Source organism: Candidatus Eisenbacteria bacterium (assembly GCA_035712145.1).
GTDB lineage: Bacteria > Eisenbacteria > RBG-16-71-46 > RBG-16-71-46 > RBG-16-71-46 > DASTBI01.
The window spans coordinates 22144-48839 of the sequence record DASTBI010000159.1 but is presented as its reverse complement, the minus strand read 5'-3'; the positions used below and the strand labels follow the sequence as shown (position 1 = coordinate 48839).

The 26696-nt window shown below is 66.5% G+C and carries 21 protein-coding genes; 17 read left to right on the top strand and 4 right to left on the bottom strand.

What is annotated here, in order from left to right; all coding sequences use genetic code 11:
* The first annotated feature begins 97 nt into the window (after nucleotides 1-97).
* The 6 genes from VFQ05_10605 (at nucleotide 98) to VFQ05_10580 (ending at nucleotide 11054) form a co-directional block, all read left to right on the top strand.
* Nucleotides 98-1408, top strand: coding sequence for a GWxTD domain-containing protein (locus VFQ05_10605; GenBank protein HET9327215.1), 1311 nt, complete (start codon nucleotides 98-100; stop codon nucleotides 1406-1408).
* Entirely contained in the window at nucleotides 1405-2202 is a 798-nt protein-coding gene (locus tag VFQ05_10600; protein HET9327214.1) for a C40 family peptidase, read from the top strand. The genes VFQ05_10605 and VFQ05_10600 overlap by 4 nt, the downstream gene beginning before the upstream one ends.
* A 288-nt stretch (nucleotides 2203-2490) precedes the next feature.
* Nucleotides 2491-3747 carry a hypothetical protein gene (locus VFQ05_10595; protein HET9327213.1) on the top strand — a complete coding sequence of 419 codons (1257 nt, stop codon included), beginning with the start codon at nucleotides 2491-2493 and terminating at the stop codon, nucleotides 3745-3747.
* Between the two features lie 360 nt (nucleotides 3748-4107).
* Nucleotides 4108-6948, top strand: a complete 2841-nt coding sequence (locus tag VFQ05_10590; GenBank protein ID HET9327212.1) for a TonB-dependent receptor — start codon at nucleotides 4108-4110, stop codon at nucleotides 6946-6948.
* Nucleotides 6949-6985: 37 nt separating this feature from the next.
* Complete coding sequence (locus tag VFQ05_10585; GenBank protein HET9327211.1) at nucleotides 6986-9976, top strand: hypothetical protein; 2991 nt, start codon at nucleotides 6986-6988, stop codon at nucleotides 9974-9976.
* Nucleotides 9977-10031: 55 nt separating this feature from the next.
* The gene (locus VFQ05_10580; GenBank protein HET9327210.1) at nucleotides 10032-11054 is read left to right on the top strand and encodes a PorV/PorQ family protein; all 1023 of its coding nucleotides are present in this window, start codon (nucleotides 10032-10034) and stop codon (nucleotides 11052-11054) included.
* Between the two features lie 65 nt (nucleotides 11055-11119).
* Here VFQ05_10580 and VFQ05_10575 read toward each other — a convergent pair whose 3' ends face one another.
* From VFQ05_10575 to VFQ05_10560, 4 genes are all read right to left on the bottom strand, one after another.
* The gene (locus VFQ05_10575) at nucleotides 11120-12388 is read right to left on the bottom strand and encodes a Glu/Leu/Phe/Val dehydrogenase (GenBank protein ID HET9327209.1); all 1269 of its coding nucleotides are present in this window, start codon (nucleotides 12386-12388) and stop codon (nucleotides 11120-11122) included.
* A 114-nt stretch (nucleotides 12389-12502) separates the two neighbouring features.
* On the bottom strand, nucleotides 12503-13252 hold the full coding sequence (locus VFQ05_10570; GenBank protein HET9327208.1) for a hypothetical protein: 750 nt from the start codon (nucleotides 13250-13252) through the stop codon (nucleotides 12503-12505).
* Nucleotides 13249-13902 (bottom strand): hypothetical protein, encoded by a 654-nt coding sequence (locus VFQ05_10565; GenBank protein ID HET9327207.1) that lies wholly within the window; start codon nucleotides 13900-13902, stop codon nucleotides 13249-13251. The genes VFQ05_10570 and VFQ05_10565 overlap by 4 nt, the downstream gene beginning before the upstream one ends.
* A complete protein-coding gene (locus tag VFQ05_10560; protein ID HET9327206.1) occupies nucleotides 13902-16037 on the bottom strand; it encodes a hypothetical protein in 2136 nt (711 codons plus the stop codon). Before VFQ05_10560 ends, VFQ05_10565 begins: the two co-directional genes overlap by 1 nt.
* 555 nt (nucleotides 16038-16592) lie before the next feature.
* Here VFQ05_10560 and VFQ05_10555 point away from each other — a divergent pair.
* From VFQ05_10555 to VFQ05_10505, 11 genes are all read left to right on the top strand, one after another.
* Nucleotides 16593-17633, top strand: coding sequence for a rod shape-determining protein (locus tag VFQ05_10555; GenBank protein HET9327205.1), 1041 nt, complete (start codon nucleotides 16593-16595; stop codon nucleotides 17631-17633).
* Nucleotides 17634-17705: 72 nt separating this feature from the next.
* The gene (gene mreC, locus VFQ05_10550; GenBank protein ID HET9327204.1) at nucleotides 17706-18452 is read left to right on the top strand and encodes a rod shape-determining protein MreC; all 747 of its coding nucleotides are present in this window, start codon (nucleotides 17706-17708) and stop codon (nucleotides 18450-18452) included.
* Nucleotides 18449-18961 carry a rod shape-determining protein MreD gene (gene mreD, locus VFQ05_10545; GenBank protein HET9327203.1) on the top strand — a complete coding sequence of 171 codons (513 nt, stop codon included), beginning with the start codon at nucleotides 18449-18451 and terminating at the stop codon, nucleotides 18959-18961. The genes mreC and mreD overlap by 4 nt, the downstream gene beginning before the upstream one ends.
* A gap of 16 nt (nucleotides 18962-18977) precedes the next feature.
* Nucleotides 18978-20786: a penicillin-binding protein 2 gene (gene mrdA, locus VFQ05_10540; GenBank protein HET9327202.1), complete on the top strand. Its 1809-nt coding sequence runs from the start codon at nucleotides 18978-18980 to the stop codon at nucleotides 20784-20786.
* On the top strand, nucleotides 20776-21996 hold the full coding sequence (rodA, locus tag VFQ05_10535; GenBank protein ID HET9327201.1) for a rod shape-determining protein RodA: 1221 nt from the start codon (nucleotides 20776-20778) through the stop codon (nucleotides 21994-21996). The genes mrdA and rodA overlap by 11 nt, the downstream gene beginning before the upstream one ends.
* Before the next feature lie 4 nt (nucleotides 21997-22000).
* Complete coding sequence (gene lgt, locus VFQ05_10530) at nucleotides 22001-22786, top strand: prolipoprotein diacylglyceryl transferase (GenBank protein HET9327200.1); 786 nt, start codon at nucleotides 22001-22003, stop codon at nucleotides 22784-22786.
* Nucleotides 22783-23586, top strand: coding sequence for a hypothetical protein (locus VFQ05_10525; GenBank protein ID HET9327199.1), 804 nt, complete (start codon nucleotides 22783-22785; stop codon nucleotides 23584-23586). Before lgt ends, VFQ05_10525 begins: the two co-directional genes overlap by 4 nt.
* Entirely contained in the window at nucleotides 23574-24305 is a 732-nt protein-coding gene (locus VFQ05_10520) for a ComF family protein (GenBank protein ID HET9327198.1), read from the top strand. Before VFQ05_10525 ends, VFQ05_10520 begins: the two co-directional genes overlap by 13 nt.
* A gap of 2 nt (nucleotides 24306-24307) precedes the next feature.
* Nucleotides 24308-24958, top strand: a complete 651-nt coding sequence (locus VFQ05_10515; protein HET9327197.1) for an energy-coupling factor ABC transporter permease — start codon at nucleotides 24308-24310, stop codon at nucleotides 24956-24958.
* Entirely contained in the window at nucleotides 24955-25674 is a 720-nt protein-coding gene (locus tag VFQ05_10510; protein HET9327196.1) for an energy-coupling factor transporter transmembrane component T, read from the top strand. Before VFQ05_10515 ends, VFQ05_10510 begins: the two co-directional genes overlap by 4 nt.
* Complete coding sequence (locus VFQ05_10505) at nucleotides 25671-26660, top strand: energy-coupling factor ABC transporter ATP-binding protein (GenBank protein ID HET9327195.1); 990 nt, start codon at nucleotides 25671-25673, stop codon at nucleotides 26658-26660. The genes VFQ05_10510 and VFQ05_10505 overlap by 4 nt, the downstream gene beginning before the upstream one ends.
* The last annotated feature ends 36 nt before the right edge of the window (nucleotides 26661-26696 follow it).

The window sequence follows — 26696 nt, the reverse complement described above, 5'->3', positions numbered from 1 at the left end:
CCAGAGCCGAACTGGCCAAGACGCCCGGCGCAAGAACTATCCAGGGGCATCGTCATGGCCGTCAAGCAGTTTGTGCGGATGGGCTTGGAGCGTTTCCGTGGCCTGTGCTAGCGTCGTCCGCGCATTGGCTCTTCGGCGGATTCTGCTCCCATCATGCCAGCTTGCCCTGGTGATCGGGCTCTCATGGCGCATCCTGGGAGCGCCGGCTGCGCAGGCGGCCGAGATCCCGCCTCTTCGAGCCGAACAGCCTCCCGATTTCACCGCAGACCTCGTGCTCTCGCTGGATGCCGAAGGCCGTCCCGCGATGGGCATCTCGGTCACGGTTCCCTATCAAGGCCTGCAATGGGTCCAGCTCAAGACCCCGGCGGACTCGCGGTTCGCAGCCGACATCGAGATCTCGATCTCGTTCGAATCGCAGAAAGGCGGACCGCTTTACGGCGATGTCTGGGAGCGCCGCTTCGTCGTCGGCAGCTTCGACGTCTCGCGCTCCCCGCGTGCCGCCGCGGTCGAGCGGCGCAAGCTCGAGATCCCGCCCGGCACGTACGAGGTGACGGTCTCGGTGCGCGATCTGAATGGCGGCACGCAATCGAGAGCGCGCGATCGCATCACCGTTCCCGACTACACCCGTATTCCCGTGGGATTCTCGGACCTCGAGCTCGGAGTCCGCGACTCGAGCGGCGTGTTTCGTCTCATCCCCACCCGCGTGTTCGGGGCCGACGTGAGTCGGCTCACGGCCCAGGCCTCGCTGTTCGATCGCAGGCCCGGAGCCTGGCCGCGGCGCTATGTCTTCAAGTACCGGTTGATGGACGACATGGGCCAGAAGCTGAAGGAAGGATCCCAGCAGGTCACGCTCAGCCGCTCTGCCGAGCCCATCTTGTTCGGTCCTCTCAATACGGATCTCTTCGTGGGGTCCTACGTGTTCGAGGTGGAGCTCGCCGAGAAGAGCTCGCGCTGGCGTGTCGAGCGCAGGTTCGAGGTGGAGGAGAGCGGTCCGCCCAAGGGGCAGGATTTCGAACGCATCCTGGAGCCGCTGAGCTACATCGCCAACTCGGAGGAGGTCGATCGACTGCGAGCGCTTCCCGTGGATCAGCAGGCCGCAGGGTGGGAGCAGTTCTGGCGGCGCCGCGATCCCACACCGGATACGCCGCGCAATGAGGCTCTGATCGAATTCATTCGACGCGTCCATCACGCCGAGCGCCACTTCCAGGGTTATGGCCCGGGCTGGCGGTCCGACATGGGTCGGATCTACATCCGTCATGGCCAGCCGGATCAGGTGGAGACTCGGGCTCCGGGCACCGACACGCCACAGCTGGAGATCTGGTACTACAACAACCCGTTTCGCCGTTTTGTCTTCGGGGACCGCGAAGGTTTCGGGCGCTTCGTGCTCATGAGTCCCATCGGCGAATGAGCCAAAGCGCCGTGGTCCGTATCGCGGCGCTCGACGTGCGCCGCCGGCCCAGCCACCGGAGCGAGCTGAAGAGCCAGCTCCTGATGGGTGAGCTGGTCAGGCTGTTGTCCGTCGGCCGCGGGGGAAAGTGGTCGAGGATCGAGAACCGGACCGATGGCTACAAGGGTTGGGTGCGGCAGTGGGGACTTCGTCCCCTGACCGCGGCCGAGGCCGCCGAATGGGAGCGATCGGCGCAGTGGCGCGTGGCGTGCCGCCACCTCGAGCTTCGAGCCGGCCCCAGGCGTGGCGCGATCGTGACCCCGATCTTCTGGAACAGTCCGGTGGTGGTGTCGCGATTCGAGGGCGCCTTCGCCCGGCTGAGGCTGCCGGGCGGCGATCACGCCTGGACGGAGCGCCGTCACCTGCGCCGGTCCGGGCGCCCTGCAGGAAGCCTCGAGCACGTGATCCGGAGCTTGATCGGCGTTCCCTACCTGTGGGGCGGCCGGACGCCGCTCGGGTTCGACTGCTCCGGTTTCGTCCAGCAGGTGTTGTCGAGCATCGGCACCGAGGTCCCGCGTGACGCGCACGAGCAGTTCGTTGCGTGCCGGGGCTCCGGTCGTCGCCGGGCCCCGCGCAAAGGAGAGCTGGTCTTCTTCGGCAGGCCGGGCGGGCGGATGACCCACGTGGGGATCGCGATGGGCCGAGGCCTCGTCGCTCACGCCCAGGGGACGGTCCACGTGAGCAGCCTGACCCCATCCCACAGGCTCTACGACAGGGCGCTGGCGGTCTCTCTCCGGGCGGTTGGGCGTCCCTGACCGCCTCGACCCGGCCGACATTCCCAGTTGACAGGCTCTTGGCCAGCCTCCTACCCTGCCGGCGGGCGTTCGCCAGGACCTCCTACATGGAGGCTCTATCCTGGTTTGTCCTTGGAGCTCCATCCCACGGAAGTGATGGAGCCTTTGCTATGCCCTCAAGAGACGCTCGAGACCGGCTTCGAAAGGAGGTGGAGACCGGCAGAGATCGCGCGGTCGATCGCAGGCCAGCGAGCATTGGTCTGCCCACGTGGCATCGAATCGCCTACTGACCCTAGGAGGCAGTCTCATATGCATAGTCGAATCGCGAAGATCTTGGTCCTTGGTGCGCTGATGCTGGCGCTGCCGCTGCTCGCCCATGCCCAGACGTCCCGCGTCGAGGGCATGGCGATCCAGGGCGATTACATCAAGGATTACACGGGTATCTTCACGTACACGTCCGGCGTCTCGAACGTCGGCAACCTCGTTTACGGCGAGCTGGGCGTCGCGACGGGCGGTGTTCCCGTCGATCGCTCGGTGGGCGCGGTGATGGGGGATTGGTTCGAAGGGCGGATGGGCGCCTGGGCGATTCACATGCGGCAGTTCACGCCGCAGCTCGGCCAGGGCGACGCGACCAGCAACCCGGCTCCGGGCACGCCCCCGCTGGCCAGCGACCCGAACTTCCACACCAGCGAGCAGTTCGACATCATGTGGGGCAGGAAATTCGGAACCTTCGCGCTGGGCTTGCGCCTCAACCGGTCGTTCGGCCAGGTCGAGCTCGACAATGACCCGGTCGGCCTGGGGAACATCAGCGAGCTCACCTTCGACTTCACCCAGTTCGATCCCAACCTCGCCCGGAACGTGCTGGGCCTGGGTGTCGGCGTTGGGTTCGAGATGAGCCCGACGATGAACGTCGAAGCCAATCTCCATTGGCAGAGCCGCACGTTCGAGGTCGTGGACACCACGGGGGTGACGGTTACGGAGAACGACGGCTCGACCGCCTATCAGTTCGCGGCTCGCGCCTGGTGGCAGTGGCAGCCCAACGTGATGGTCGTCCCGGTGGTCAAGCTCTACTCGTACGACCTGTCCACCACCACCGGCGCCCTCGGCTTCGACAACAGCCTGGCGGGATGGCAGGCGGGCGTCGCGGGCAACTGGACGATCGGGTCCAACGACCTGTTCGTCCTCGGCCTCACCTTCGCCCAGAACAAGATCGAGCAGGAAGTGGACCTGTTCGGCGCGGGATTCGCCCTCGGAAACATCACCGAGACGTTCATGCCGCAGTTCTTCGCGGCGCTCGAGACCCACGTGAACAGCTGGCTCACGCTGCGTTTCGGCGCCAACAAGGGCGTGTGGCATTCCACCGAGTTCGAGGACGAAGGCACGCCCACCACGCTGACCATCCACGACTCTCCGTTCAGCATGTCGCTGGGCGCGGGCGTGAAGATCGGATCGCTCCAGTTCGACGCGATCGTGAACGATGCCTTCCCCCACAATGGGTTCAACTTCATCAGCGGCGCGACGACTTCGCCGGTGTTCCCCAAGGTCACCGCGACGTACGCATTCTAGATAGCCAGCAAAAAGTGGAGCGCGGGGCGCCTTGCCCCGCGCCCTTTTTTGGCGAGTCCGGCCCCCCAAGTCCCAGCCTTCCAAGGTCTTGAATGCGGTCTGCGCTCCTCCGCCTGTCCGAATTGACGTTGACATTTCAATGCGGAAGGTCCACCGTCGCTCGCATGTGGGCACAGTCCCACGCGCTCCAAGCCACGGATGGCGTTCCCCTCCCACCGCAACAGGGGAAAGGAGAGCTGGAAGAATCATGGCGTGTGCAGCAACCGCAAACATCCCCCTCTACAACCGATGGCCGTGTCGGGTTCTCGTTGTCCTCGAGACGAGTGCCGCTTCTTTCGGTTTGAAAGGAGAATGACGTCCATGCTCCACAGAGCTCCCCGGGTCGTGATGTTGGCGACGCTCTTCGCCACATCCGTGTTGACCGGCTCGATGACCCAGGCTGGAACCACCGGCAAGCTGGTGGGAAAAGTCACGAACGAGAAGAAAGAGCCTTTGGCGGGGGTCAACGTCCGGATCGAAGCCCAGCGAGTCGGCGCTGTCTCCGATGAGAAGGGTGAGTACTTCATCATTGGTGTCCTGGGCGGCGAATACGTGGTCCGTGCCAACATCCTCGGGTACGCGCCGTTCATTGCGAACAAGGTGACGGTCACCCCCGACTTCACCACCGAGCTGAACATCGAGATGAAGCCCGAAGCCGTCCAGATGGAGGAAGTACGGGTCGAGGCCGAGCGCCCGCTCCTCCAGAAGGACGCCACCAACACGACTCGCTTCATCTCCTCCGATCAGATCTCGCGGATGCCCACGCGCGGCTACCAGGAGGCGGCGGCTCAGTCGTCGGGAATCGTGAGCTTTCAGCGTCAGATCGACCGCGAGGCCCAGAACGGACCGACGCTCATCGTCCGCGGTGGCCGGCCGAACGAGACGGCGTACTACCTCGACGGGTTCTCCCAGCAGGATCCCCTGACCGGTAATGCAACGACCGCCATCAGCAACAACGCCATCCAGGAAGTCGTCGTGCAGAACGGCGGCTTCAACGCCGAGTACGGGCGCGCGATGTCGGGCGTGATCAACGTGATCACCCGTGAAGGCACGGACAAGTACAGCGGGAGCCTCGAGGCTCTCACCGATAACTTCGGCGGCTACGGCAACGACCTCCTGGGCGCGAAGATCTACGACAACAACGTGTACGACGGGACGCTCGGAGGCCCCATCTTCCCCGGGAAGGACTGGGGTAACTTCTATTACAGCGGCCAGCGCCGCTATCAGTCAGATCGCTCGCCGCGCGCGAACTACGACGAACCGCTGCCGTCCAACGCGCTCGCCGGATGGACGCACCAGGGGAAGCTCTCGATCCCTCTCGGCAAGCCGCTCAGCCTCAAGCTGAGCGGGTTGTGGGCGGATGACGATTGGCAGCAGTACCTCAATACTTACCGCTTCAACCTCGCCCATGCGCCGCGATACGAGGATCGGAACCGGTCGTTCGGCACCTTCCTCAACCACACGCTGAACGCCAAGTCGTTCTACAGCGTGGGCGCGAACTTCTATCAAACAGAGCGCACGCGCGGCGACGGCGTCTACTTCGACAACATCTACGGTTACGGAGAGTTCCCTCAGGCTGATCTTCGCTCGGACATCCGCTGGTTCTGGCCGGGGTTGAGCGGCCCGCAAGGAGATCCGCTCTCCGATTCGCTGCGCGCCTCCGCCGAGCGGGCGGGGGGAACCGGCCACGTGTTCGACGATTATCTGCGGCGCAAGTCTCAGTACTGGGCGGTGAGAGGCGACTACACCAACCAATGGAATGCGTTCCATCAGCTCAGGGCAGGATTCGAGTACGACCAGCACACGCTGCGTTTCTACAACCACTTCTTCCCGGTCAACTTCTGGGACGCCTCGGGCGACAGCATCAACAACGACGTGGATATCGACCGCTACGGATACTCCGCTGACGGTCAGGAGGAGACCGACGAGGGCATCGACGGCCCCCGCAAGCCGAAGGTCTTCAGCGTGTACCTCCAGGACAAGTACGAGCGCGCCGGACTGGTCGTGAACGGCGGGCTCCGCTACGACTACATCAACACCGATGTCGGCGCCCTGGCGGACGAGGACCTGCCGCTCGGCAATGACGGTACGCTCGACGAGCCGGACCTCGTCGAGAACAAGACCTACAGCCGGGTCAGCCCGCGCCTCGGGATCGGCTTCCCGGTCACCGACCGGATGGTGCTGCACGCGAACTGGGGCCAGTTCTTCCAGCAGCCAAATCTCCAGGACCTCTACGTCTCGTATCGCTTCCTGGAGCACAAGGTGCGGACCGGCGGGTACTTCGTCGGGTTCGGCAATCCCAACCTCAAGCCCGAGCAGACCACGGCTTATGAGGTGGGGATCAGCCAGCAGGTGAACGACTACGCCAAGTTCGACATCTCGGCCTACTACAAGGACGTCAAGGATCTGGTTCAGATCGAGGCGGTCCCCAGCTTCCCGAACCAGTTCTCGACCTATCGCAACAAGGACTTCGCGACCCTGAAGGGCGTGGACATGGCCTTCACCCTGCGCCGGGTCAACCACATCCAGGCCAACGTCGCCTATAGCCTGTCGTGGGCGTTCGGCACCGGTTCGGTGTCCAACACGCAGCGCAACGTCGCGTGGACCGCGAGCGATCCGCCGAAGCAGACCGCTCCGCTGGACTTCGATCAGCGCCACAAGATCTCGGTCAACCTCGACTACGGGCTCGGCAAGGCCGAAGGGCCGAAGCTGGGCGGGATCAACTGGCTCGAGAACTTCAACTTCAACGTCCTGTACAACATCGCCAGCGGGACTCCGTACACGCCGACCAACATCTACGACGAGGTGACGCTGGCGGCGGTGGCTTCGGAGCCCCAAGGCGCGCTGAACTCGCGTTACGGGCCGTGGACCAACAGCCTCGATTTCAAGGTTTCCAGGGGCTTCAATACGCGTGGTCTCAACCTGGCGGTGTATGCGCTGGTCCAGAACCTGTTCGACACCGACAACGCGATCAACGTGTTCTCGGGCACGGGCTCTCCGAACACCACGGCGTTCTTGAATACACCCGAGGGGCGCGCCGTGGGGCAGGCTCTCCAAAATGAAGGCATCGATCCCAATGCGGCATACAACATGGCACTGCAGAACGAGAACCTGTACAGCATCCCCCGTACGATCCGCTTCGGCATGCGGGTGGGGTTCTAGGTCAATGATCCGCACGGTGGAAACAGGGAGGAAGCTCATGAGAGCGGCACGAATCCTTTCGTGCGTCGCAGTGCTGATGATCGGTTGGACAGCCGTTGGATCCACGGCCGCGAGTCGTTTCCATCGCACGGCCAAGCCGGCGAAGGGAACGATCATCGACAACAGCCAGCGGATCGACGTCAACAACATCTCCATGGTCGTGACGAACACGGGATCGTTCGCCTACGACAAGGCCACAGGCGGGTCCGGGCTGGAGTTCCCCAAGGGGACCGGCAAGACGGCGGTCTTCGCGGCGGGTCTCTGGCTGGGAGGAGAAGTCGGCGGGGCCACCCGCCTCGCCGTCTCCGAATATTCCGACGAGTACGGGCCGGGAGCGATGGTCGGAACCGCACCCGATGATCCGGACAAGGCCGAGTACAAGGTCTACAAGCTGAACCGTGTGTACACCTCCACGGCGGAGCGTGACGCGGCGCTGGCGGACTATGAAGCCGGAGCCGAGACCCACGGCGCTCCGGACGTGGAAGTTCAGGCGGACGGAACATTGAACATCCTGGGTGACCAGATGCTCTGGGCGGTCTACAACGACGCCGATCCGGCCAATCACACGAACCGGGCGGGGAGCACCTCACCGCTGGGGATCGAGGTCCAGCAGACCACGTTCGCCTTCAACCGGGTGGGCGCGCTGGGGAACACGATCTTCATGCGGTACATCTTCATCAACAAGGGCGGGAACACGATCAACAACATGTTCGTGTCCCAGTGGTCGGATCCCGATCTCGGCGGTGCGTTCGACGACCTCGTCGGCTCCGACGTGCCACGCAGCCTCGGGTACGTCTACAACGCGACGAACTCGGACGGTCAATACGGAGAAGCGAGTCCCGCGGTCGGCTACGACTTCTTCAAGGGTCCGGAAGTGGGCGGGGCGCCTCTGCCGATGAGCTCGTTCAACAAGTACATCAACGGCACCGACCCCAACACCGCAGCGAAGACCTTCAACTACATGAAGGGGCTGGACGCCGATGGCAACGTGATCATCAATCCGGTCACCGGCACGCCGACCACTTTCTTCGTCTCGGGTGACCCGGTGACGAACACCGGATGGCTGGACACGAGCCCGGACGATCGCCGTCTCATGCTCTCGTCGGGACCCTTCACGATGGCCCCCGGCGATACGCAGGAGGTGGTTTGCGCCATCGTGGTCTCGCAAGGGACGAATCGTCTCTCCAGCGTGACCCTGCTGCGCTGTGACGACGACATCGCTCAGTCGGCGTTCGACCAGAACTTCGACCTGGCCAATCCGCCGAACCCCCCGGTGGTCACATCCACGCTGGATGACGGCGCCATTCGTCTCTCGTGGGACACGAGTTCGGAGAGCTATGACGAGGCCCCTTACAACTTCGAGGGCTACATCGTCTATCAGGGAGCTTCGATCGCCGGCCCGTTCACTCCGGTGGGGACGTTCGACATCGCGAACAGCATCACCACCGTCCTCGACAACGAGTGTGACGCGGATCTCGGCGTCATCCTGCCTCGGGTCAAGGCGAGGGGCAGCGACAGCGGGCTTCGTTACTCGATCACGCTCACCGCGGACGCGGTGCGCGGCGGGCCGCTCCACAGTGGGACGGCGTACTACTACGCGGTGACCGCCTATGCCGTGGGCATCGGCCAGACCCCGGTGTTCCTGGAGTCGCCGCGCAACGTGATGACCTTGATCCCCCAGAGCCCCCCCGCGGGCAGGGACTTCAGCTCGGCCCGAATCGTCAGCGGCCCAACCTACGGCCAGGTCGATCCGAACCTTCCTCCGACTCGCGACAGCGTCACCGTCCGCGTCGTGCACCAGGATTCGGTCCGCACCGCGAGCTACCGTGTCGGGTACAAACCCGACGCCACGGGAACCGCGACCTGGTACCTGGTGAGGACCATGGGCGCCCAGGTCGACACGGTGCTCAACAACATGACGAATTTCGGAGCGGACGAGGCGTTCCCGATCGTCGACGGCATCGAAGTCCGCGTGCTCGGCGCCATCTACAACCCGCTGGCCGACGTCCAGTACGTGAACGTGGGCCCGAATCCACCGGCCTACGACGGCGTGGCCGCGATCGGCCTCCACTTCTTCGACGGGGGAGCCGACTACGCGTTCAACCTGTTCGGCTCGGCGCTCGACCCGGTGGCGAACGGCAGCCAGTTCCCGAACCTCGAGATCCGCTTCACCGGGGGGCCGCCGGGGCAGAAGGCCTACCGCTATGTCCGAGCGAGCGGCCAGTACCTGCTCCAGGACTACGTGGACGTGCCCTGGACGATCTGGGACGTCGACCAGAACGTCCAGCTGAACGCGGGCTTCCTCGAGAACGCTCCCACCGCCAACGGCGCGTGGAACCCGGATACGACCGAGGCCACACTCGGAAACCGTGAGGTCATCTGGCCGATGCGGTCGGCGTATTCGCCCACGGCGCTGCCGTTCTACCAGGATCCGGTGCGTGACGACGCGCTCAACGAGGTCGATCAGCTCGATTTCCTGTACGCGCTGTGGCCGCACGCCACGGTCGATGCGCTGGGGGCGCAGATTCCGGCGGATCCCGGTGACAACATCCGCTACTCGCTGGACCCCATTCCGGCGACGGCGGGCATCCCGACCGGCGAGACGGAGAACGACTTCTACGCGTTCAACATGCAAGCGGCGACGGTGCTCAGCGCGTCGCTTGCCCAGAACGAGATGACTCGAATCAAGGCCGTCCCCAATCCTTACTTCAATCACTCGTCCTACGAGCTGAACCAGTTCAATCGCCAGATCAAGTTCACGCACCTTCCGGTCCGTTGCACGGTCCGCATCTTCAACCTGGCGGGCGATCTGGTCCGGACGATGGAGAAGAACGACAACTCGTCGCAGCTCATCTGGGATATCGAGACCAGCCACGGGCTTCCGGTGGCCAGCGGCATCTACGTCTTCCACGTGGACGCGCCGGGCATCGGGACCCACGTCGGCAAGCTCGCGATCTTCATGGAAAAGGAGCGCCTCAACACCTTCTAGGATGAGGCGAACGACCATGACGAACCTGACTTGTCGACGAGAGGAGAGTCTGACGATGAGAGCACAGCGAATTCTCGGGATGGCCGCGGTCATCCTCGTTCTTGGATCGGGTGTGGCCCTCGCGGCCGGGGACGACCGGCTCGGCACGTCCGGCGCCCCTGAACTCCGATTGCCGATCGGTGCCCGCAACGTGGGCATGAGCGGCGCGAACCTCGGCGCCGTGAGCGGCGTGGAGTCGATCTTCTACAACCCCGCCGGGATCGTGGGCAACGACTCACCCACTGAGGTCATGTTCAGCAACACGCAGTTCATCGCGGACATGGCCGTGAACTTCGTGGGGGTCGCGCAGAAGATGGGCAATGTCGGCACGGTGGGGCTGAGCGCCAAGGTGTTCAGCGTGGGGGAGATTGCCTTCACGTCCGAGACCGCTCCGGATGGCACCGGCGAGATGTTCTCGCCGACCTTCGCGACGCTCGGACTGACCTACGGCCGGCAGATGACGGATCGCGTGAACTTCGGCGGCACCGTGTACTACGTGGCCGAGAAAATTCTACAGGAGACGGCGTCCGGCGTGGCGTTCGACTTCGGCTTCCAGTACGACACCGGATTCCAGGGGCTGATGCTGGGTCTGGCCATGAAGAACTTCGGCCCGAGTCTGGAGTTCGATGGCGCCGACTTCGACCAGAACATCGTCCTCCCGGGCGATGATCCGCAGGCGTCGCCGCGCACCGTGGGCTCGGGCTCGGCGCATTTCGAGCTGCCGTCCAACTTTCAGTTCGGCATGTCATACCCGCTGATGCAGGGTGCGAACTCGGTCATGGTGCACGGCCTGTACCAGAACAACAGCTACGCCATGGACGACGGGCGCATCGGGGCGGAGTACATGTACCGCAAGGACGCCGCGCTGCGTCTCGGCTACAAGTACAGCGGGAACGAGGACGATCTGTTCGGACTGACCTACGGGGCCGGCGTCCGGGTCGGACTCGGCAGCGCGAACCTGTGGGTGGACTATGCGGGGCAGCAGGTCAGCGAGTTCTTCGATGACGTCCACCACATCTCGTTGAACCTCGCCTTCTAGATCAGCGATCGAAAAAAGACGGCCCGGCACCCGCGAGGCGCCGGGCCGTTTCGCTCTTCGGTCGCTCAGGCGTAGACGCCGCGCAGCATGATGACCTTGACCACCCGCTCGATCGCCACCATGAAGGCCGCCACCCGCATGTCGACGTGGTGCTCGAGGGATTTGTTCAGCACGTCGCGGAAGGCCTGGACCATGGTGTGCTCGAGGCGCTGGTTGACCTCGGCTTCGGGCCAGTAGAGACCCATTCTGTTCTGGACCCATTCGAAATACGAGACCGTGACGCCTCCCGAGTTGCAGAGGATGTCGGGGATCACGAAGACGCCCTTGTTCTGGAGGATCCGATCGGCGTCCGGCGTGGTAGGCCCGTTGGCGCCCTCGGCGACGATGCGGGCGAGGACTCGATCCGCGTTCTCGGCCGTGATCACGCTCTCGAGCGCGGCTGGAACGAGGATGTCGCAGTCGTGCTCGACGATCGGCGTGGACAGCGCTTTGCCGCCGGGGAAGCCCTTGACCCCGCGGTGGTCGGCCACGTAAGCGAGCAAGGCGGGGATGTCGAGCCCGCCTTCGTTGTGGATGCCCCCGGTGACGTCGGACACCGCGACGATCTTGGCGCCGTCCTTGTTCATGAGGTCGGCGGAGACCGAGCCGACATTTCCGAAGCCCTGAACCGCCACGCGCGCGCCGCGCAGGGGTATCTTCAGGTGCTCGCATGCCTCGCGCACGCAGAACAGCACGCCGCGTCCGGTGGCTTCGCGGCGTCCGGCCGAGCCGCCAACCTCGAGTGGCTTGCCGGTGACGACCGCGTACTCGGTCTTCCGCTCGTGCATGGAGTAGGTGTCCACGATCCACGCCATCACCTGCTCGTTGGTGTTGACGTCGGGCGCAGGCACGTCGCTCTCGGGGCCGAAGAGATCGGAGAGGTCCGCCGCGTAACGCCGCGTCAGCTTCTCGAGCTCGGTCTTGGAGAGCTTGTCGGGGTCGCAGATGATGCCGCCCTTGCCGCCGCCGAAGGGGATGTTGACCACCGCGCACTTCCAGGTCATCCAGGCCGCCAGGGCCTCCACTTCCTCGAGCGTGACGCCGGGGTGGTAACGGATGCCGCCTTTCGCGGGCCCGCGGATGATCGAGTGCTGCACCCGGTATCCCGTGAAGATCCGGATGGTCCCGTCGTCCATCTGGACCGGCAGCGACACGATGGTGATGCGCCGCGGTCGTTTGATGAACTCCTTGATGCCAGCCGGCAGGTTGAGGCGGGCGGCGGCTTCCTCGAACTGACGCTCGGCGTTGGCGAGCGGATTCAGCTCTTTTTGCGTGTTGACCCCTTCGGCACGCATGCGGTTCTCCCGGTGGGCGGCGGCGCCGATGCGGTGACGGAATCGATTCGGCGCGTACGAAAAAAGGCCGCGGGAGTATAGGACCCGCCCGCGAGCGCTACAAGGAGCGAGCCGTCAGCGGTAAGCGTGCTTGAGTCCGCCCCACGAGTAACGCTGCGTGTCGAAGAAGGCTGCCCGCGCGGGAGTCTGCGCGACCGGTGCGGCGCGGGTGAGGGGCGCCGTCGAGGCGTCCTCGGGCGGCAGCGTGTCGTCCTCGTGCCGCAGGATGTACCAGCGATTGGAGTCCGGTTCGAATCCGCGATCGCTGAGCTCCGGCGGGATCGCCGCCGAGTCGCCGCGCACCAGGAAGAAGTTCGCGTAGCCGGCCACTTCCTTGGTCGCCTGGTCGGCCACGATCCGAAGCGTCACCGAGGTGCGAATCAGCTTGTGGCCTCGGCCGGGCCGGTCGGGATCGTCGGTGACGCGGAAGGTTCTGTCGAAGATCAGCACGATGTTGGTGGCGGCCGGCTGGTTGGCATCGCCCCCCTGGAACAGGTTGGTGGTGCTCTCGACTTCGTCCTCGCGATTCCACGGCTTCGTGCGGTACGGCTCGCCGTCGGGATCCAGCAGACCGAATACGAAGCGGTAGTCGTTGTCGAACATCTCGCGGTACTCGAAGGTCGCGCGATTTTCGTAGCACCACTCGAGGAGTCTCATCAGGTTTTCCGGGCTGTCCGGCACCGGGGCCGGCTCGGTGATCCCCGGATCGCCGACCCTGGGATCGAACGGGTTGAAGCAGGCCGTGAGGCTGCAGAGCGCCAGCGAAGCCAGGAGCGCGCCGGCGGTCAGCGCCCGGAGAGCAAGGCGGAAGCGCACGAAGCTCATGTGCTGTTCAGCCTCCTCTTGCCCAGCGTCATCTGATTGGAGTCGTTCGGGTCGGCGTCCGGATCCCGCCGGTCCTCCCAGAGCACGATACGCCAGTTGCCGTCGGAGAAGCGGACCAAGGTCAGGTCGGCGAAGCCCACCGCCTGGAAGCTGGTCCGCGTACCGTCCGAGGCGTGCGTCGTCACCTGGTAGTGCCGGCTGATCCTGGCCGTGTTCCCGCCGATGTTGTCGGGGTTCAGGTCATCCGGCGCCCACTCCATGTGGTAGGCGTCCGGCCGCAGGCGGATGAAGCGCGTGTAGAACGTCTGCTCGATGTCGAATCCCCAGTCCCCGGGTGGCTGGCGGCCGCCGGTCGACGAGCTCCAGTCGGCGACGTCCTGGGGCCAGAAGAGCTGGTGATAGCCGACCGGTGGCGAGGTGATCAGGGAGTCGGCGAAGGCGCCGGCGTAGGCCGTTGCGCCGATCGTCCGGCTCTTGTCCGCGATCGCCTTGGCGATGGTGGCCAGCGTGGAGTCCGGGCTGCCGTAGTCCGGCACGAACGAGGTCGACGTCGGCGGCTCGGGCTCGGCGGGCCGGAAGTAGTCGCACCCGGACAGGCACGAAGCCAACGCCACCAGCAGAGCAAGTCCCAGTCGCGCCGAGCGTGTCATCACGGTTTCCACGAGAACTGAAGCGAGCCGGTCCAGTAGTCCTGCTCGCTGAGCGGTGAAGGCTCGGCGACTCCGGACGAGAAATCGGTCGACCGGTCGGCGTAGTACTGGCGTCCCACGTTCCCGGACAGGGTTCCCCGAGAGCCGATGGGGATGTTCAGGCTGGCGGTTCCCTCGAACGTGAGATTGCGATTGTCGCGCTGTGGAGTGGTCACCCCGTTCAGGGTTCCCTCGCGCGAGGTAGAGCGATACTTCGGCCAGAACGTCAGCGAGAGAAGAGGGCTGGGCGTGTACTGGAACCGGGTGAGCAGCGAGAAGATGCGGGACTCGTCGGCCGGCCGGAAGACGTATTCGCCGTCCGACAGCCGCGTCCACCCGCCGCTCGGCTGAACCTGGCCGCTGTGCGTCAGATCGATCGACAATCGAGGCGTGAGCACCGCGTTGAGCGTTGTGAGAGTTCCGTAGTCGAGCGCCACACGATCCGCGCCGGTGAGGAAGTTGTACGAGGTGTAGTTGGCGCCCAGGGTATTTCGCTGCGACGCGGTGAGTCCGGCCAACAGCCTGTAGGTCCAGCGCCACTCGGCCCGGTAGGTCCTCAAGGTGTTGTTGGCCGAGGTGCTGGCGCTCGGGATGTTGACGAGCTGGTTTCTCATGACCTCGAGCATGAGTCCGCTGTTGAAGTCCTTGGTGAAGACGTAGGTGCCGTCGATCTGGTACGACTGCAGCGCCTGGTCCCGAGTCACGGGGGGCGTGGGGTAGACGCCGATGACATGGTAACGATACGAGTTGAGGCCGATGCGCGCATTGATCCGTGTGTCGAGATGGCCGAAGAGCCGGCGTGTCAGGGACCCTTCGAGGTTGCGCAGTTGGCTCTTCTCCCCGTAGCCGCCGGTGGCCGAGAGCTCGGGAGACTCACCGTTTGCGTGGTTCAGCGAGAAACGGCCTTCGACCCCCCAGCCCCAGTAGGTGGTGCGGGCATCGAGGGTGGTGCCGCTCGTGTTGCGCGCGGAAGGGCCGTTGAGCGCCGTGATCTGCTCGTTGTGGGCGATCCGCTGGGTCAGGGTGACGAATCCATCCGGGCCGAGGCGGGATCGCAGCGCCGCGTCCAGCGCCAGACGGTTCGAGCCAAGGCGGTCGATCACACCCGTCGTTAGATTCGCATCAGCCACGTCGCTGCCCTGGAGCGCGTAAGTGGTCTTGAAGCCCACCCTCGCGTTGTTGAACAGGGACAGGTTCCCGTTGAGGTTCCCGATCAGGTCGTGGGTGTTCTCATGGTTCGATGCGGTGGCGAGCAGCACCCGGCTCCGGCTCGCGGTCGCTTTTCCGTTCAGCTCGTGCACGAACCATGCTCCGATCGTTTGTCGAAAGCGACCATTGGCCTCGGCCGACCATCCGTGCTTGTCCTGCTCCTGGTCGTGGCGCTCCTGCATGCCGGCAAAGAGGTTGAGCTCCGAGTTGATCCTCGGGGACGGTCTCTGGCGGGTGCGCAGCGAGAGTTGGTATTCGCTGCGCCGATCGGCAACGTTGCTGACGGTGGTGGGATCGTCGGAGTCGTAACCGTAGAGCAGCGCGCGAGCCCCGACGGAGTAGTCCGGGTTGAGGCGCCAGCCACCCTCCGTATTGGAGTCCCGCGTTTGAATCTGAGTGGTCGCCCCGCTGGTCTCGAGGCGGTCGAGCACGATGGTCGTCACGTTGCGGATGAACAGCGCTCCGTAAACGAAGTTGTAGTCGGCGCCGTTGAGCCACGAGCTGCGAGTCTGGAAGAGGTTGTAAGTCGTGCTGTAGGTGAAGTCGTTGACCCCCGCGGTCCGCGCGGCCAACGGGTTGAACCGCTCGCGCAGCAGCGTGACACCCACGCTGTCCACCGGGACGTGCATGCTGTCCGCGATCGCGACCAGCCGGGAGAGCGGGAGCCGGTATCGGATCGAATGAGCCCGCAGCGTGTCGGGCGCGATCTCGAGGCTGTCGGCGAGGCGGAAGAGGCCCCGGAAGGTCAGGCCCAGCGTGTCCCGCAGCAGCGTGGTGTCGGCGAAGGCGTAGCGGCCGGTGAGGTCTTCCTGGGCGCGGCCGGGCAGGACGGACGCGGCCACGAGCAGCGCGGGGACGAGGAGAAGCGAGAGCTTGCGAAGCAGCATTCGTTGGGTACGGGGCGCCTCTATCTTCGGCGGTGCCTAGGCCCTCGTCAAACCCTCGGAGGGCCCCTCGCTCATACCCGCGCCGGCGCGGTCCGGCCTCAAAAAAAGCGCGCCGGCGCAAGGGCGCCGGCGCGTCGAGTGTCCGGAGAGCCGCTTCGGAACACCCGATGAGGGTATGCGGGACTTCCCCCGCATGCAGGACGTGATGGGCAAGGACCGGTCCAACGCTCTCGCCGGGTCTGCCCGTCGTCCGAACTGATTGGGAAACCGTAGGATGCCCAGTCGGTCCCCGACTGGGTTCGGGTCCTGGACCGGGGAGACTCGGGAGAAGTGTCGCGAGCCTCGACACTGGCGAGGTCTCCCGGGGCCCGGGAACGCCGCTCCCCGGCCCCCACGCCAATTGATTGGGTCCAAACCGCTTGAGGGCTCAAGTTCGGGGTGCTAGCGTGCCGAAGCCCATTGTGGGACATGGAGGCCCCGCGACCCACCTCACGGCGCCGTTCATCGCGGCCGACAAGCTCGACGACGTTGTAACCACTCATCGGAGAGGCATGGATGTTTCTCGATAGCTTGATGGGTTTTTTCTCGACCGACGTCGCGATGGATCTTGGCACCGCCAACACGCTGGTGTACGTGCGCGGCCGCGGAATCGTTCTCAACGAGCCGTCGGTGGTCGCCGTCGACAAAGCCTCGGGACGCGTGCTCGCCGTCGGCAGCGAAGCCAAGCTGATGCTCGGCCGCACGCCGGACGAGATCAACGCCATTCGTCCGCTCAAGGACGGCGTCATCGCGGACTTCGAAGTCACGGAAGACCTTTTGCGCGAGTTCGTGCACAAGGTGCAGAAGCACAAGTTCCTGGTGAGGCCGCGCATCATCATCTGCGTCCCCTCCGGAATCACCGAGGTCGAGAAGCGCGCGGTCATCGACTCCGCGGTGCGGGCCGGGTGCCGTGAGCCGGTGCTGCTCGTGCCGGAGCCCATCGCCGCGGCGATCGGCGTGGGCCTCCCCGTGGATACGCCGACCGGGAACATGGTGGTCGACATCGGCGGCGGCACCACCGAGATCGCGGTCATCGCGCTCAACGGCATCGTAACCAAGACTTCGATCCGCGTGGGCGGCGACGAGATGGACGAGGCCATCGCCAACTACGCGAAGAAGGCCTACAATATGCTCATCGGCGAGCAGACCGCCGAGCGCATCAAGATCGAGATCGGCTCCGCTTTCCCGCTGCCCGAAGAAATGGACATGGAGATCAAGGGCCGCGACCTGGTGCGCGGGATCCCGCGCACGCTGAGAGTCTCGAGCGTCGAGATCCGTGAAGCGCTCCAGGAACCGATCGGCAACATCGTGAACGCGGTGCGAGAATCGCTCGAGCGCACGCCTCCCGAGCTGGCCGCCGACATCGTGGACCGCGGCATCTTTCTCAGCGGCGGCGGCGCGTTGCTCCGCGGCCTGGACCTGCTCTTGCGCGAAGTCACCAACCTCAACATCCGGGTCGCGCAGGACCCGCTCACCGCCGTCGTCCTGGGAGCGGGCAAGGTCCTCGAACATCTCGAGGACTACGGAAAGGTCATCATCGGCGGTCACAGGGACTGAGGTCTTCGCCCCATGGGAGGCGTTCTCCCCCCCGCAGAGCGCCGCAGCAGTGCCCTGGTCGCTCTGTATGTCATGCTGTCTCTCCTTCTCCTCATCGTCGGCGAGCGTCTGCCCCAGGCCTCGCTGCGCGGGTTCGGCGCCTTTCTGTTCGCTCCCTTCGATCGCGTGGTCCTGGCCATGGACCGGCTGGGCGCGGCGTGGATCGAGAATCAGGAGCTGCACGAGCGGCTCACGGCGCTGAGCCTCGAGAACGCCGTGCTGAGGCGGGCGGGAGAGGAGAACCGTCAGCTTCGCCAGCAGCTCGCGCTCCCGGGGTACCGGAATCCCTTTCTCAGGCCGCTCGAGATCATCGCGATGACCGGGGAGCCCATCCCCGCGGCCGCGACGCTGAGCGCCGGAGCCAAAGCCGGCCTGCGCGTGGGCGACGTGGTGGTGACGAGCGAGGGGCTGGTGGGCCGCGTCTCCGAGGTCTATGCGATGCAGAGCCGGGTCGCCCTGCTCAGCGATCCCACGGTCTCGGTGGCGTGTGAAGTCGAGAGCACCGGAGTCCTGGGCGTGGTGCGGTTCACCCTCTCACCACGGCCTTCGCTGACGCTGACTTCGGTTCCGTATGCCGACACCGTGCTGGTGGGTCAGCGCGTGCTCACCTCGGGGATGTCGCGGCGATACCCGCGAGGCATTCCGGTCGGTCGCGTGGTCAAGGTGGGCCAGGAGCCCGACGGTCTCACGCAGGCCGTGGAGCTCCAGCCCGCCGCGCGGTTCACGCGGCTGCGCCACGTCTTCGTGATTCCAGGACCTCTCGATCCGGGGGCGCGATGAGAGGCCTGGGCGCGCTGGCGACCGCTCTGATCGCGGTGTTGCTGCTGCGCTCGACCGCCCTGGCCTCGCTCGCCGCGCGTGGCATCGTGATCGACGTGCTGACGTTCGCCACGGTGGCCTGGGCCTTGCGGCGCGGGGCGGGCTGGGGCGCGACGTTCGGCTTCGCGCTCGGCCTGTTCGCGGACCTCGACACCGCGCACTGGCTCGGTCGCCACGCGCTGATCCTGAGTTTGCTGGGCTACGTCGTCGGCCGTCTGTCGGGAACGCTGGTGCAGGAGAGTCCGCGCACGCAGTTCGTCCTGCTGCTGATCGCCACCGCCGCGCACCTCACGTGGACGGCGGCCTTCGAGCTCGGGGGATTCCACGCCTGGCAGGTGATGGTCACGCGAGTGGCGCTCGGCTCGGTGGTGACGGCGTTCCTCGGCGCCTTGGTGCTTTCGATCATCCGCCGTCTGGGCGGACGCACGATCCTGGGACATGCAGACCTACAATCAGGAAAGACGCTCTAAGGAGAGCCGGTTCTTCGTGCTCGCCGCCCTCGCGGTCGGAGGGTTCGCGGTGATCACGGTCGGCCTCCTCATCCTCCAGATCCAGGATCACGGCTACTTCCTGAGGCTGGCCCAGGAGAACCGCGTCCGGCTGGAGGTCATGCGGGCGCCGCGGGGCGCGATCTATGACCGGAACGGCGAGCTGCTCGCGGACAACTACCCGAGCTTCAACATCGTCTTCCGTCCGCTGCCGGCGGAGAGCACCGCGCGCGCGAAGCTGGTGGTCGATCCCCTGTGGGTGCGGCAGGTGAGCCGTCTGCTCGAGGAGGACACGACGCGCGTCACCGAGCTGGTGCGGAAGGCGAACCGCAGTGGCCAGACCGCCACGCTCAGGCACAACGCGCCTTTTCCCGTGCTGGCCGCGGTCGAGGAGTCGCGCGCCGAGTATCCCGGTCTCGAGGTCGTGATCCAGCCTCTGAGGCGCTATCCGCACGGCACGCTGGCCTCGCATCTGCTCGGCTATGCGGGCGAGATCAACGACAAGGAGCTGGTCGAGCGCGAGCAGCAGGGCTACCAGGCCGGAGACCTCATCGGACGCACCGGAGTCGAGCGCACCTTGGAGGAGTTCCTGCGCGGGCGCGACGGGGCGGAGTTCGTGGTGGTCAACGCGATGGGACGCCGGGTGTCGACGCTCTCCGAGGGCCCGCCCCAGCGGCCCGAACCGGGCCACGACATCGTGATGACGGTGGATCTCCGGGTGCAGCAGGCGATGGAAGAGGCGATGGCCAAGGTGTCGCGCGGGGCCGCCGTCGCCATCGACCCGCGGGACGGCGGCATCCTCGGCATGGTGAGCCGACCCGCCTTCGATCCCAACGAATTCTCGCGAGGTCTCTCGTTCGCCCGGTGGAAGCAACTCTCGAGCGGCGGCGCGAACCCGCTACTCAATCGCGCCATCCAGGGCGCGTATCCTCCAGGCTCGACGTTCAAGGTCATCGTCATGCTCGCCGCGCTGCGCTCGGGAGTGGCGAGCGTCGCGTCCCGCTTCGCATCGTGCTTCGGGAGCTATCACTTCGGTGGACGCTCGTTTGGCTGCTGGAAGCGCGAGGGACACGGCTCGCTGGACTTCCCTGGCGCGCTGCAGCATTCGTGCGACGTCTACTTCTATCAGATCGGGACCAAGCTCGGCCTCGCCCGGCTCGAGGCCGCGGCCCTCGCCTTCGGCCTCGGCGAGAAGACCGGAATCGATCTGCCGCAGGAGCGCCGGGGTCTGGTCCCGAGCCAGGCGTATTACGACAAGCGCTGGGGTGTCAACGGCTGGCGCAAGGGGACGCTGCTCAACCTGGCGATCGGGCAGGGCGAGCTGCTCGTGACGCCGCTGCAGCTCGCGCTGATGGCGGCCGAGGTGGCGACCCAAGGACGCCCGGTCCGGCCGCACGTCGTCAAGGAGGTGCGTGGCGCGCCGGACTTCCACACGCCGCGCCCTTTGCAGCCGGGCGTGGCCGCCGATCCCGCGGTTTGGCGCGCCGTGCAGCACGGCATGGAGCTGGTGGTGGAGTCCGGCACCGGCACGGCGTCACGGGTCCAGGACGTGAAGGTCGCAGGGAAGACGGGCACCGCGCAGAATCCTCACGGCAACGACCACGCTTTGTTCGTCTGCTACGCCCCGGCCGACGACCCGCGCATCGCGCTGGCGTTCGTCATCGAGAACAGCGGTCACGGCGGCAGCGTCGCCGCGCCGATGGCCGGCGCCGTGCTGCGCCGCCTGTTCGCTCCCGACACCTCGACCACCGAGGTGCCTCCCGTTCCCATACCGATCGACACATCGGGGGTGGTGCGTGGGGACTAAGTGGCGGCTGCCATCGATCGACATCGCGCTCACCGTGGCCGCGTTCCTGCTCGTCGCCATGGGGCTGTCGATCGTCTACAGCGCCACCACGGTGCCGGGGCAGCACGAAGGGCTCTGGGCCAAGCAGCTGCTGTGGTTCGGCTTCGCGCTGGCCGCGGCGTGTCTGGCGGCGGCGATCCACTACCGGCTCTACGACACGTTCGCCTACATCCTCTACGGCATCTCGATCCTGCTGCTGGTGGCCGTGCTCGGCTTCGGCACGAGCGCGATGGGCGCCAAACGCTGGCTGGAGCTGGGCCCCATCAAGTTCCAGCCCTCCGAGCTGGCCAAGATCGCCACCGTGTTCGTGCTCGCGCGGCGCTTCGACGACCGTAATCTCGACCTGCGCAGGATCCGCGACTGGCTGCCGCCGCTGCTGATCACGCTGGTGCCGTTCGCGCTCGTGGCCAAGGAGCCCGACCTCGGGACTTCGCTGTCGTTCCCGGTGATCCTGGTGGCGATGTACTTCTGGGCGGGCATGCCCCCCGGCCACCTGCTGCTCGGCCTCTCGCCGGTGTTCAACGTGGCGCTCTTCTTCCTGACCGGATCGCTCCTGTGGTTCGCGGCTGGCTTCGCGGTCCTGCTCGGCGCGGTCCGGCCCAAGCTGTCGACGTTGCTGCTGGCCGTGGCCGTCAACGGCGCGGTCGCCTATGCGGTGCCGCACCTCTGGGACCAGCTGCACGACTACCAGAAGCGCCGCATCGAGACCTTCCTCAATCCCGGCCAGGATCCGCACGGCGCGGGCTACCAGATCATCCAGTCCAAGATCGCGATCGGGTCGGGAGGACTCGTGGGGAAGGGATTCCTGCGCGGAACGCAGAAGGGCCTCGCGTTCCTGCCCATGCGGCACACCGACTTCATCTACTCGGTGGTGGGCGAGGAGCTCGGCCTGCTGGGCGCGTTGACCGTGGTGATACTGTACGCGGTCGTGATTCTTCGTGGCTATCGACTGGCGCTGCAGGCGCGCAACGGCTTCGCCAGCCTGATGGCGGTGGGACTGGTCTCCGCGCTCTTCTATCACATCATCGTCAACATCATGATGACGATCGGCTGGGCTCCGGTGACCGGTCTTCCGCTGCCGCTGCTCTCCTATGGCGGAACCGCCCTGATCGTCAACTGCATTCAGCTCGGCCTGCTGCAGAACGTCGCCATCCGACGTCAGGAATACTGACCGCGTGCATCCGGACATCTTTCACTGGGGCGTTCTCCACATTCGCTCCTACGGCCTGCTGCTGGCCATCGCCTTCCTCTTCGGCACGTGGGTCTCGCTGCGCGAGGCGCGGCGCCTGGGGCTCGACGAGGACCGCCTCATCACGGTGATCCTCGTGGTGCTGGTGAGCTCGGTCGTGGGCGCGCGCGCTCTCTACGTGCTCGAGCACGTCCAGGAGTTCCGCCGCGAATGGGGCAGCGTCCTCGCCGTCTGGCAAGGCGGGCTCACCTTGTACGGGGGCGTCGTTGCCGGGACCGTGGCCGGCCTGATCGCCGGGCGCCAGCTCGGCATGCCGATGTGGACGGTGGCCGACGCGCTGACGCCGGCGGTCGCGCTCGGGACGGTGATCGGCCGCGTCGGCTGCTTCCTCAACGGATGCTGCTACGGCGTGCCGACCAGCCAGCCGTGGGGCGTGGTGTTTCCGTCCGATTCCTTCGCCGGTCTCGAGTTCGGCAACGCGGCGGTGCATCCTTCACAGCTCTACTTCGCGCTGGCGGGGCTCCTGTTGTTCGTTCTCGTGTGGCTGCTGCGCAAGCGTTTCCGGGTTCCGGGGACGCTGTTCTGGATCTTCATCGGCTTGTTCGCCCTGATTCGGATTCCTCTCGACGCCACGCGCGCCTACGAGCCCGAGGCGACCCTCATCACGCTTCCCACGATGGAGATCAAGGAGAGCCAGGTGACGAGCTTCGCGCTCGCCTTGTTCGCGACCCTGATGGTCCTCCGTCTGCGAAGGCTGGCGGCTCGCGCGTGAGCCGTGGTATCGCCCTCGCGGTCCTGGGCGAGCCGCTGGCCTACACCTGTTCGCCCGCACTCCATCGCGCCGGGCTCACCGCGGCCGGGCTCACCGGCACATCGGCCGCGCTGCGGACCTCCGCGACGTCGGTGGGCGAGCGGCTGCGCGAGCTCGACGCATACGGGTTTCGAGGGGCGAATCTGACGCATCCGCTCAAGGAGGCCGTGCTCGCTCATCTCCATCGCGTCTCCGAGTCCTCGCGCAAGGCGCGCTCGGTGAACACCGTGGGATTCGGCGACGACGGCTTGTGGGGAGACACCACGGACGGCCTGGGCTTCATCGATCTGCTGGCCACGCTGGGCCGCGATCCGAGCCGGGAGCGGGTATGGCTGCTGGGCGGCGGCGGCGCCGCGCGCAGCCTGGCGCTGGCGCTCGGCGAAGCCGGCGCCACGGTCGTTTCGTATGTGCGGCGGCCCGATGACGCGCGCCCGAGCTTCTCGGAGATCGAAGGCGCCACGCTGCGGCCCTGGTCGTCACTCGGCGGCGCGCCTGCCGGCGAGCCCGTCACCATGGTCGTGAACGCGACACCGCTCGATGCTCCGGTGGCTCTCGATCACCTGCCTTCGCGCGCGCTGATCGTCGATCTCCGGTATGGGCCCGAGGTGCATGCCTGGATCCGGGAAGCCCGCGCGACCGGTCGTGAGGCCTACGACGGACTCGGGTTGCTGGTGTTCCAGGCGCGGCGCTCGCTGGCGCTGTGGCTCTCGCGCAGAGTCCCCGTCGATCCGCTCGCGCGAGCGGTGGGGTGGCCACGCTGAAGGGTGGCGCCCCCGCCGCCATCGATCGCCTGGTCCGCGCCGCGGCGCTGCTGCGGGACGAGCTCGAGGCGTTCCTGCTGCCGCTGCGCTGCCCCTCCTGCGGTCTTGGTCTCGATCCCGATCGCGCGCTGTGCGAGCCCTGCGGCGCGGCGGTACCGCGGCTCGACGGCGCCGTCTGCGTCCGCTGCCTCTCCGCCGGCAAGGAACCGCCGGGATGCCTGCGCGAGCCCGGCTATCGAGCCTATCCGGCCTGGGTGTACGACGAGCGGGCGGCGTGCGCGGTGCATGCGCTCAAGTTTCACGGGCGCCCGCGGGTCGCCACCGACCTCGGCCGTCGGATTGCGAACGCACTCCCTTCGGCCTATCGTCCGGACCTGGTCCTGGGCGTACCACTGCATCCGGCTCGCCGCAGAGAGCGGGGCTACGATCAGGCCGGACTGCTGGCCGAAGCCACGGCGAAAGCACTCGGTTGCCCGAGGCTGGAGGGAAGCCTCGAGCGCGTCCGACCCACCCGGCCGCAAGCTCGACTCGACCCGCGCGCGCGACGGGCCAATCTGGCGGGTGCGTTCAGGGTGACGGAGGCTCGGGCGCTCGAAGGGAGAACGGTTCTGGTCGTCGACGACGTGATCACCACCGGAAGCACCATGGAAGCTTGCCTGCAGGCGCTCGCCGCGTGCGGCGCACGAGCGACCGGCGCCGCCCTGGCCTTGTCGCACTGAGCATGTCGCATCTCCATCTCCCCGACGGGGTGCTGCCGCCGTGGATCTGGGTGGGGTCCCTGATCCTGGTCCTGGTCACGCTCGTCTTCGCGGGCCGGGTGATCGATCCTCGCCGCATCGCCTATCAAGGATCGCTGGCGGCCATGATGCTGGCCGCGATGGCAGTCCCGCTCGGCCCGCTGGACTTCCATCTCTCGCTGGCCGGACCGGTCGGCGTCCTGCTCGGCGCGGCCGCGGGGTTCCAGGTGATGTTCGTGGTGAGCCTGATCCTCGCCTTCATTGGCCATGGCGGATTGACGGCGGTGGGACTCAACACGCTCGTGCTCGGACTCTCCGGAGCCACCGCGAGCCTGGTCTATGGCGGAGTGGCGCGGCGAATGAAAGCGGCGCCGGCGCTGGCGGTGGCGACGGCGGCGGGGCAGATCGTCTCGGGGCTCCTGTGGTTCGGCGTGGTGACGCTCGCGCTGCGAGCGCCGCAGCATCCCGCGAGCCTGAGCGCAACGCCCCCGCGGCTCGAAGTGGTGAGCGCCGTGATGATCGCCTTCTGGATGCTGGGCCTGCTCATCGAGACGGTGGTCGCCTTCGGCATCGGGCGTTTCCTGTCGCGCGTCCATCCCGGGCTGTTGCCGGCGCTCTCCGGGGAATCCGCGTGACATCCCTGCTCTCCAGAATCGATCACCACGCGAGCACCGGGAGCTCCTCGTGGCATCGCGCCAGTGCGCTCGGGAAGCTCGCGATCGCCGCGGGCATCATCGGCATCGCGATCACCTCCCCGTCGCTGATCCTGCTCGCCGTGGTTCACGGAATGGCCTGGGTGCTGGTGGCGACCAGCCGGCTCCCCGCGCGGGTGGCCGTGCTGGCCGCCGCATATCCGCTGCCCTTCCTGGGACTCTTCCTGATCTCCCGCTGGGACGGCACCGCCGGGACCCCTCTGGTTCTGCTGCTGCGGCCGCTGACCGCGAGCCTGGTTGCGGCGTGGCTGGTGGGCACCACGCCGTATCCCGATCTCTTCGCGCCGCTGTCCCGGCTGCTGCCGCGCCAGACCGGCGATGGACTCTTCCTCACCTATCGGGCGCTGTTCGCGCTGCTCTCGCGCAGCGAGCGGCTGAGCCAGGCCATGCGGCTGCGCGGCGGGTTCTCGGGCTCGCTGCGGCGCCGCCTGGCACTGGCGGGAGAAGGCATGGGCACGCTGGCGGTCCACAGCTTCGATCGCAGCCAGAACCTGTATGCCGCCATGCTGCTGAGGGGGCACTCCGGCCGGATCTGCGGCTGCCGCCACTTCGCCCACCGCTCGCCGGCGGACCTGCTGAGCCTCGCGGTGGCGGTCGTCGTCACGGCCTCGGCGATCCTGCTGTGGAGGGCCGCATGAGCGAGTCGATCATCCGCGTTTCGTGCGTGAAGCACACTTACCCCGACCGCACCGAAGTGCACATCTGTGGCCTCGACTTCGTGGTGGAGAAGGGGCAGCGCGTGGTGGTGCTCGGGCCCAACGGGTGTGGGAAGAGCACGCTGCTGTTCCACGTGCTGGGACTGCTCGAGCCGCGCGAAGGGGATGTCTCGGTGTTCGGAGTCAACCCGGCTCGGCATTTCAACCGCATCCGGGAGCGGGTGGGCGTCCTCATGCAGGACGTGGACGAGCAGATCATCGCGCCGACGGTGTGGGACGACGTCTCGTTTTCGCCGCGCAGCTACGGATACGACCAGGACGAGGTCGACAAGATGGTCGAGCGCGCGCTGGAACGCGTAGGCATCACCCATCTGCGGCACAAGGTGTGTCACTACCTGTCGGGCGGCGAGCGCCGCAAGGTCGCGCTGGCCGGCGCGCTGGTGCTGGAGCCCGAGCTGCTGGTGCTCGACGAGCCCTTCCAAGGTCTCGATCCGGCCTCGCGCGCCGATCTCGTGGGCCTGCTCAACCAGCTCCACCGGCTGCACGGCGTCACGCTCGTCATCGCCACGCACGACGTCAACGTCGTGAAGGCCATGGCGGACGTGGTGTACGTGCTCGCCGGGCGCGGCGAGATCGTCGCCCAGGGCACTCCTGATGACGTGTTCCGCGACGCCGCGCGTCTCAAGCGCAGCAACGTGGAGCCGCCGGTGCTGGCCGAGCTGTTCCAGCGGCTCGAGCAGATGGGCATGTCGCTCGGGCGGCCGCTCGCGGTCGAGGAGGCGGCGCAGATCCTCTTCGAATGGGGCCGAGCCCGTGGCCTGGCTCAGGCGGCGCCCGCGAAAGCCACGCCGCCACCGCCGGCGTCTCCGGCGCCCGCTGCTCCGCCTGGCACTCCAGCGTCCGAACCTTCTCCGTCGCAGCCCACTCTTCCCCTCGAGCGCTCGACGACGGCCGGCGAAGACGCGTGAGCGGGGACTTGTTCGGCGCGCCGCTTTCGGACGCGC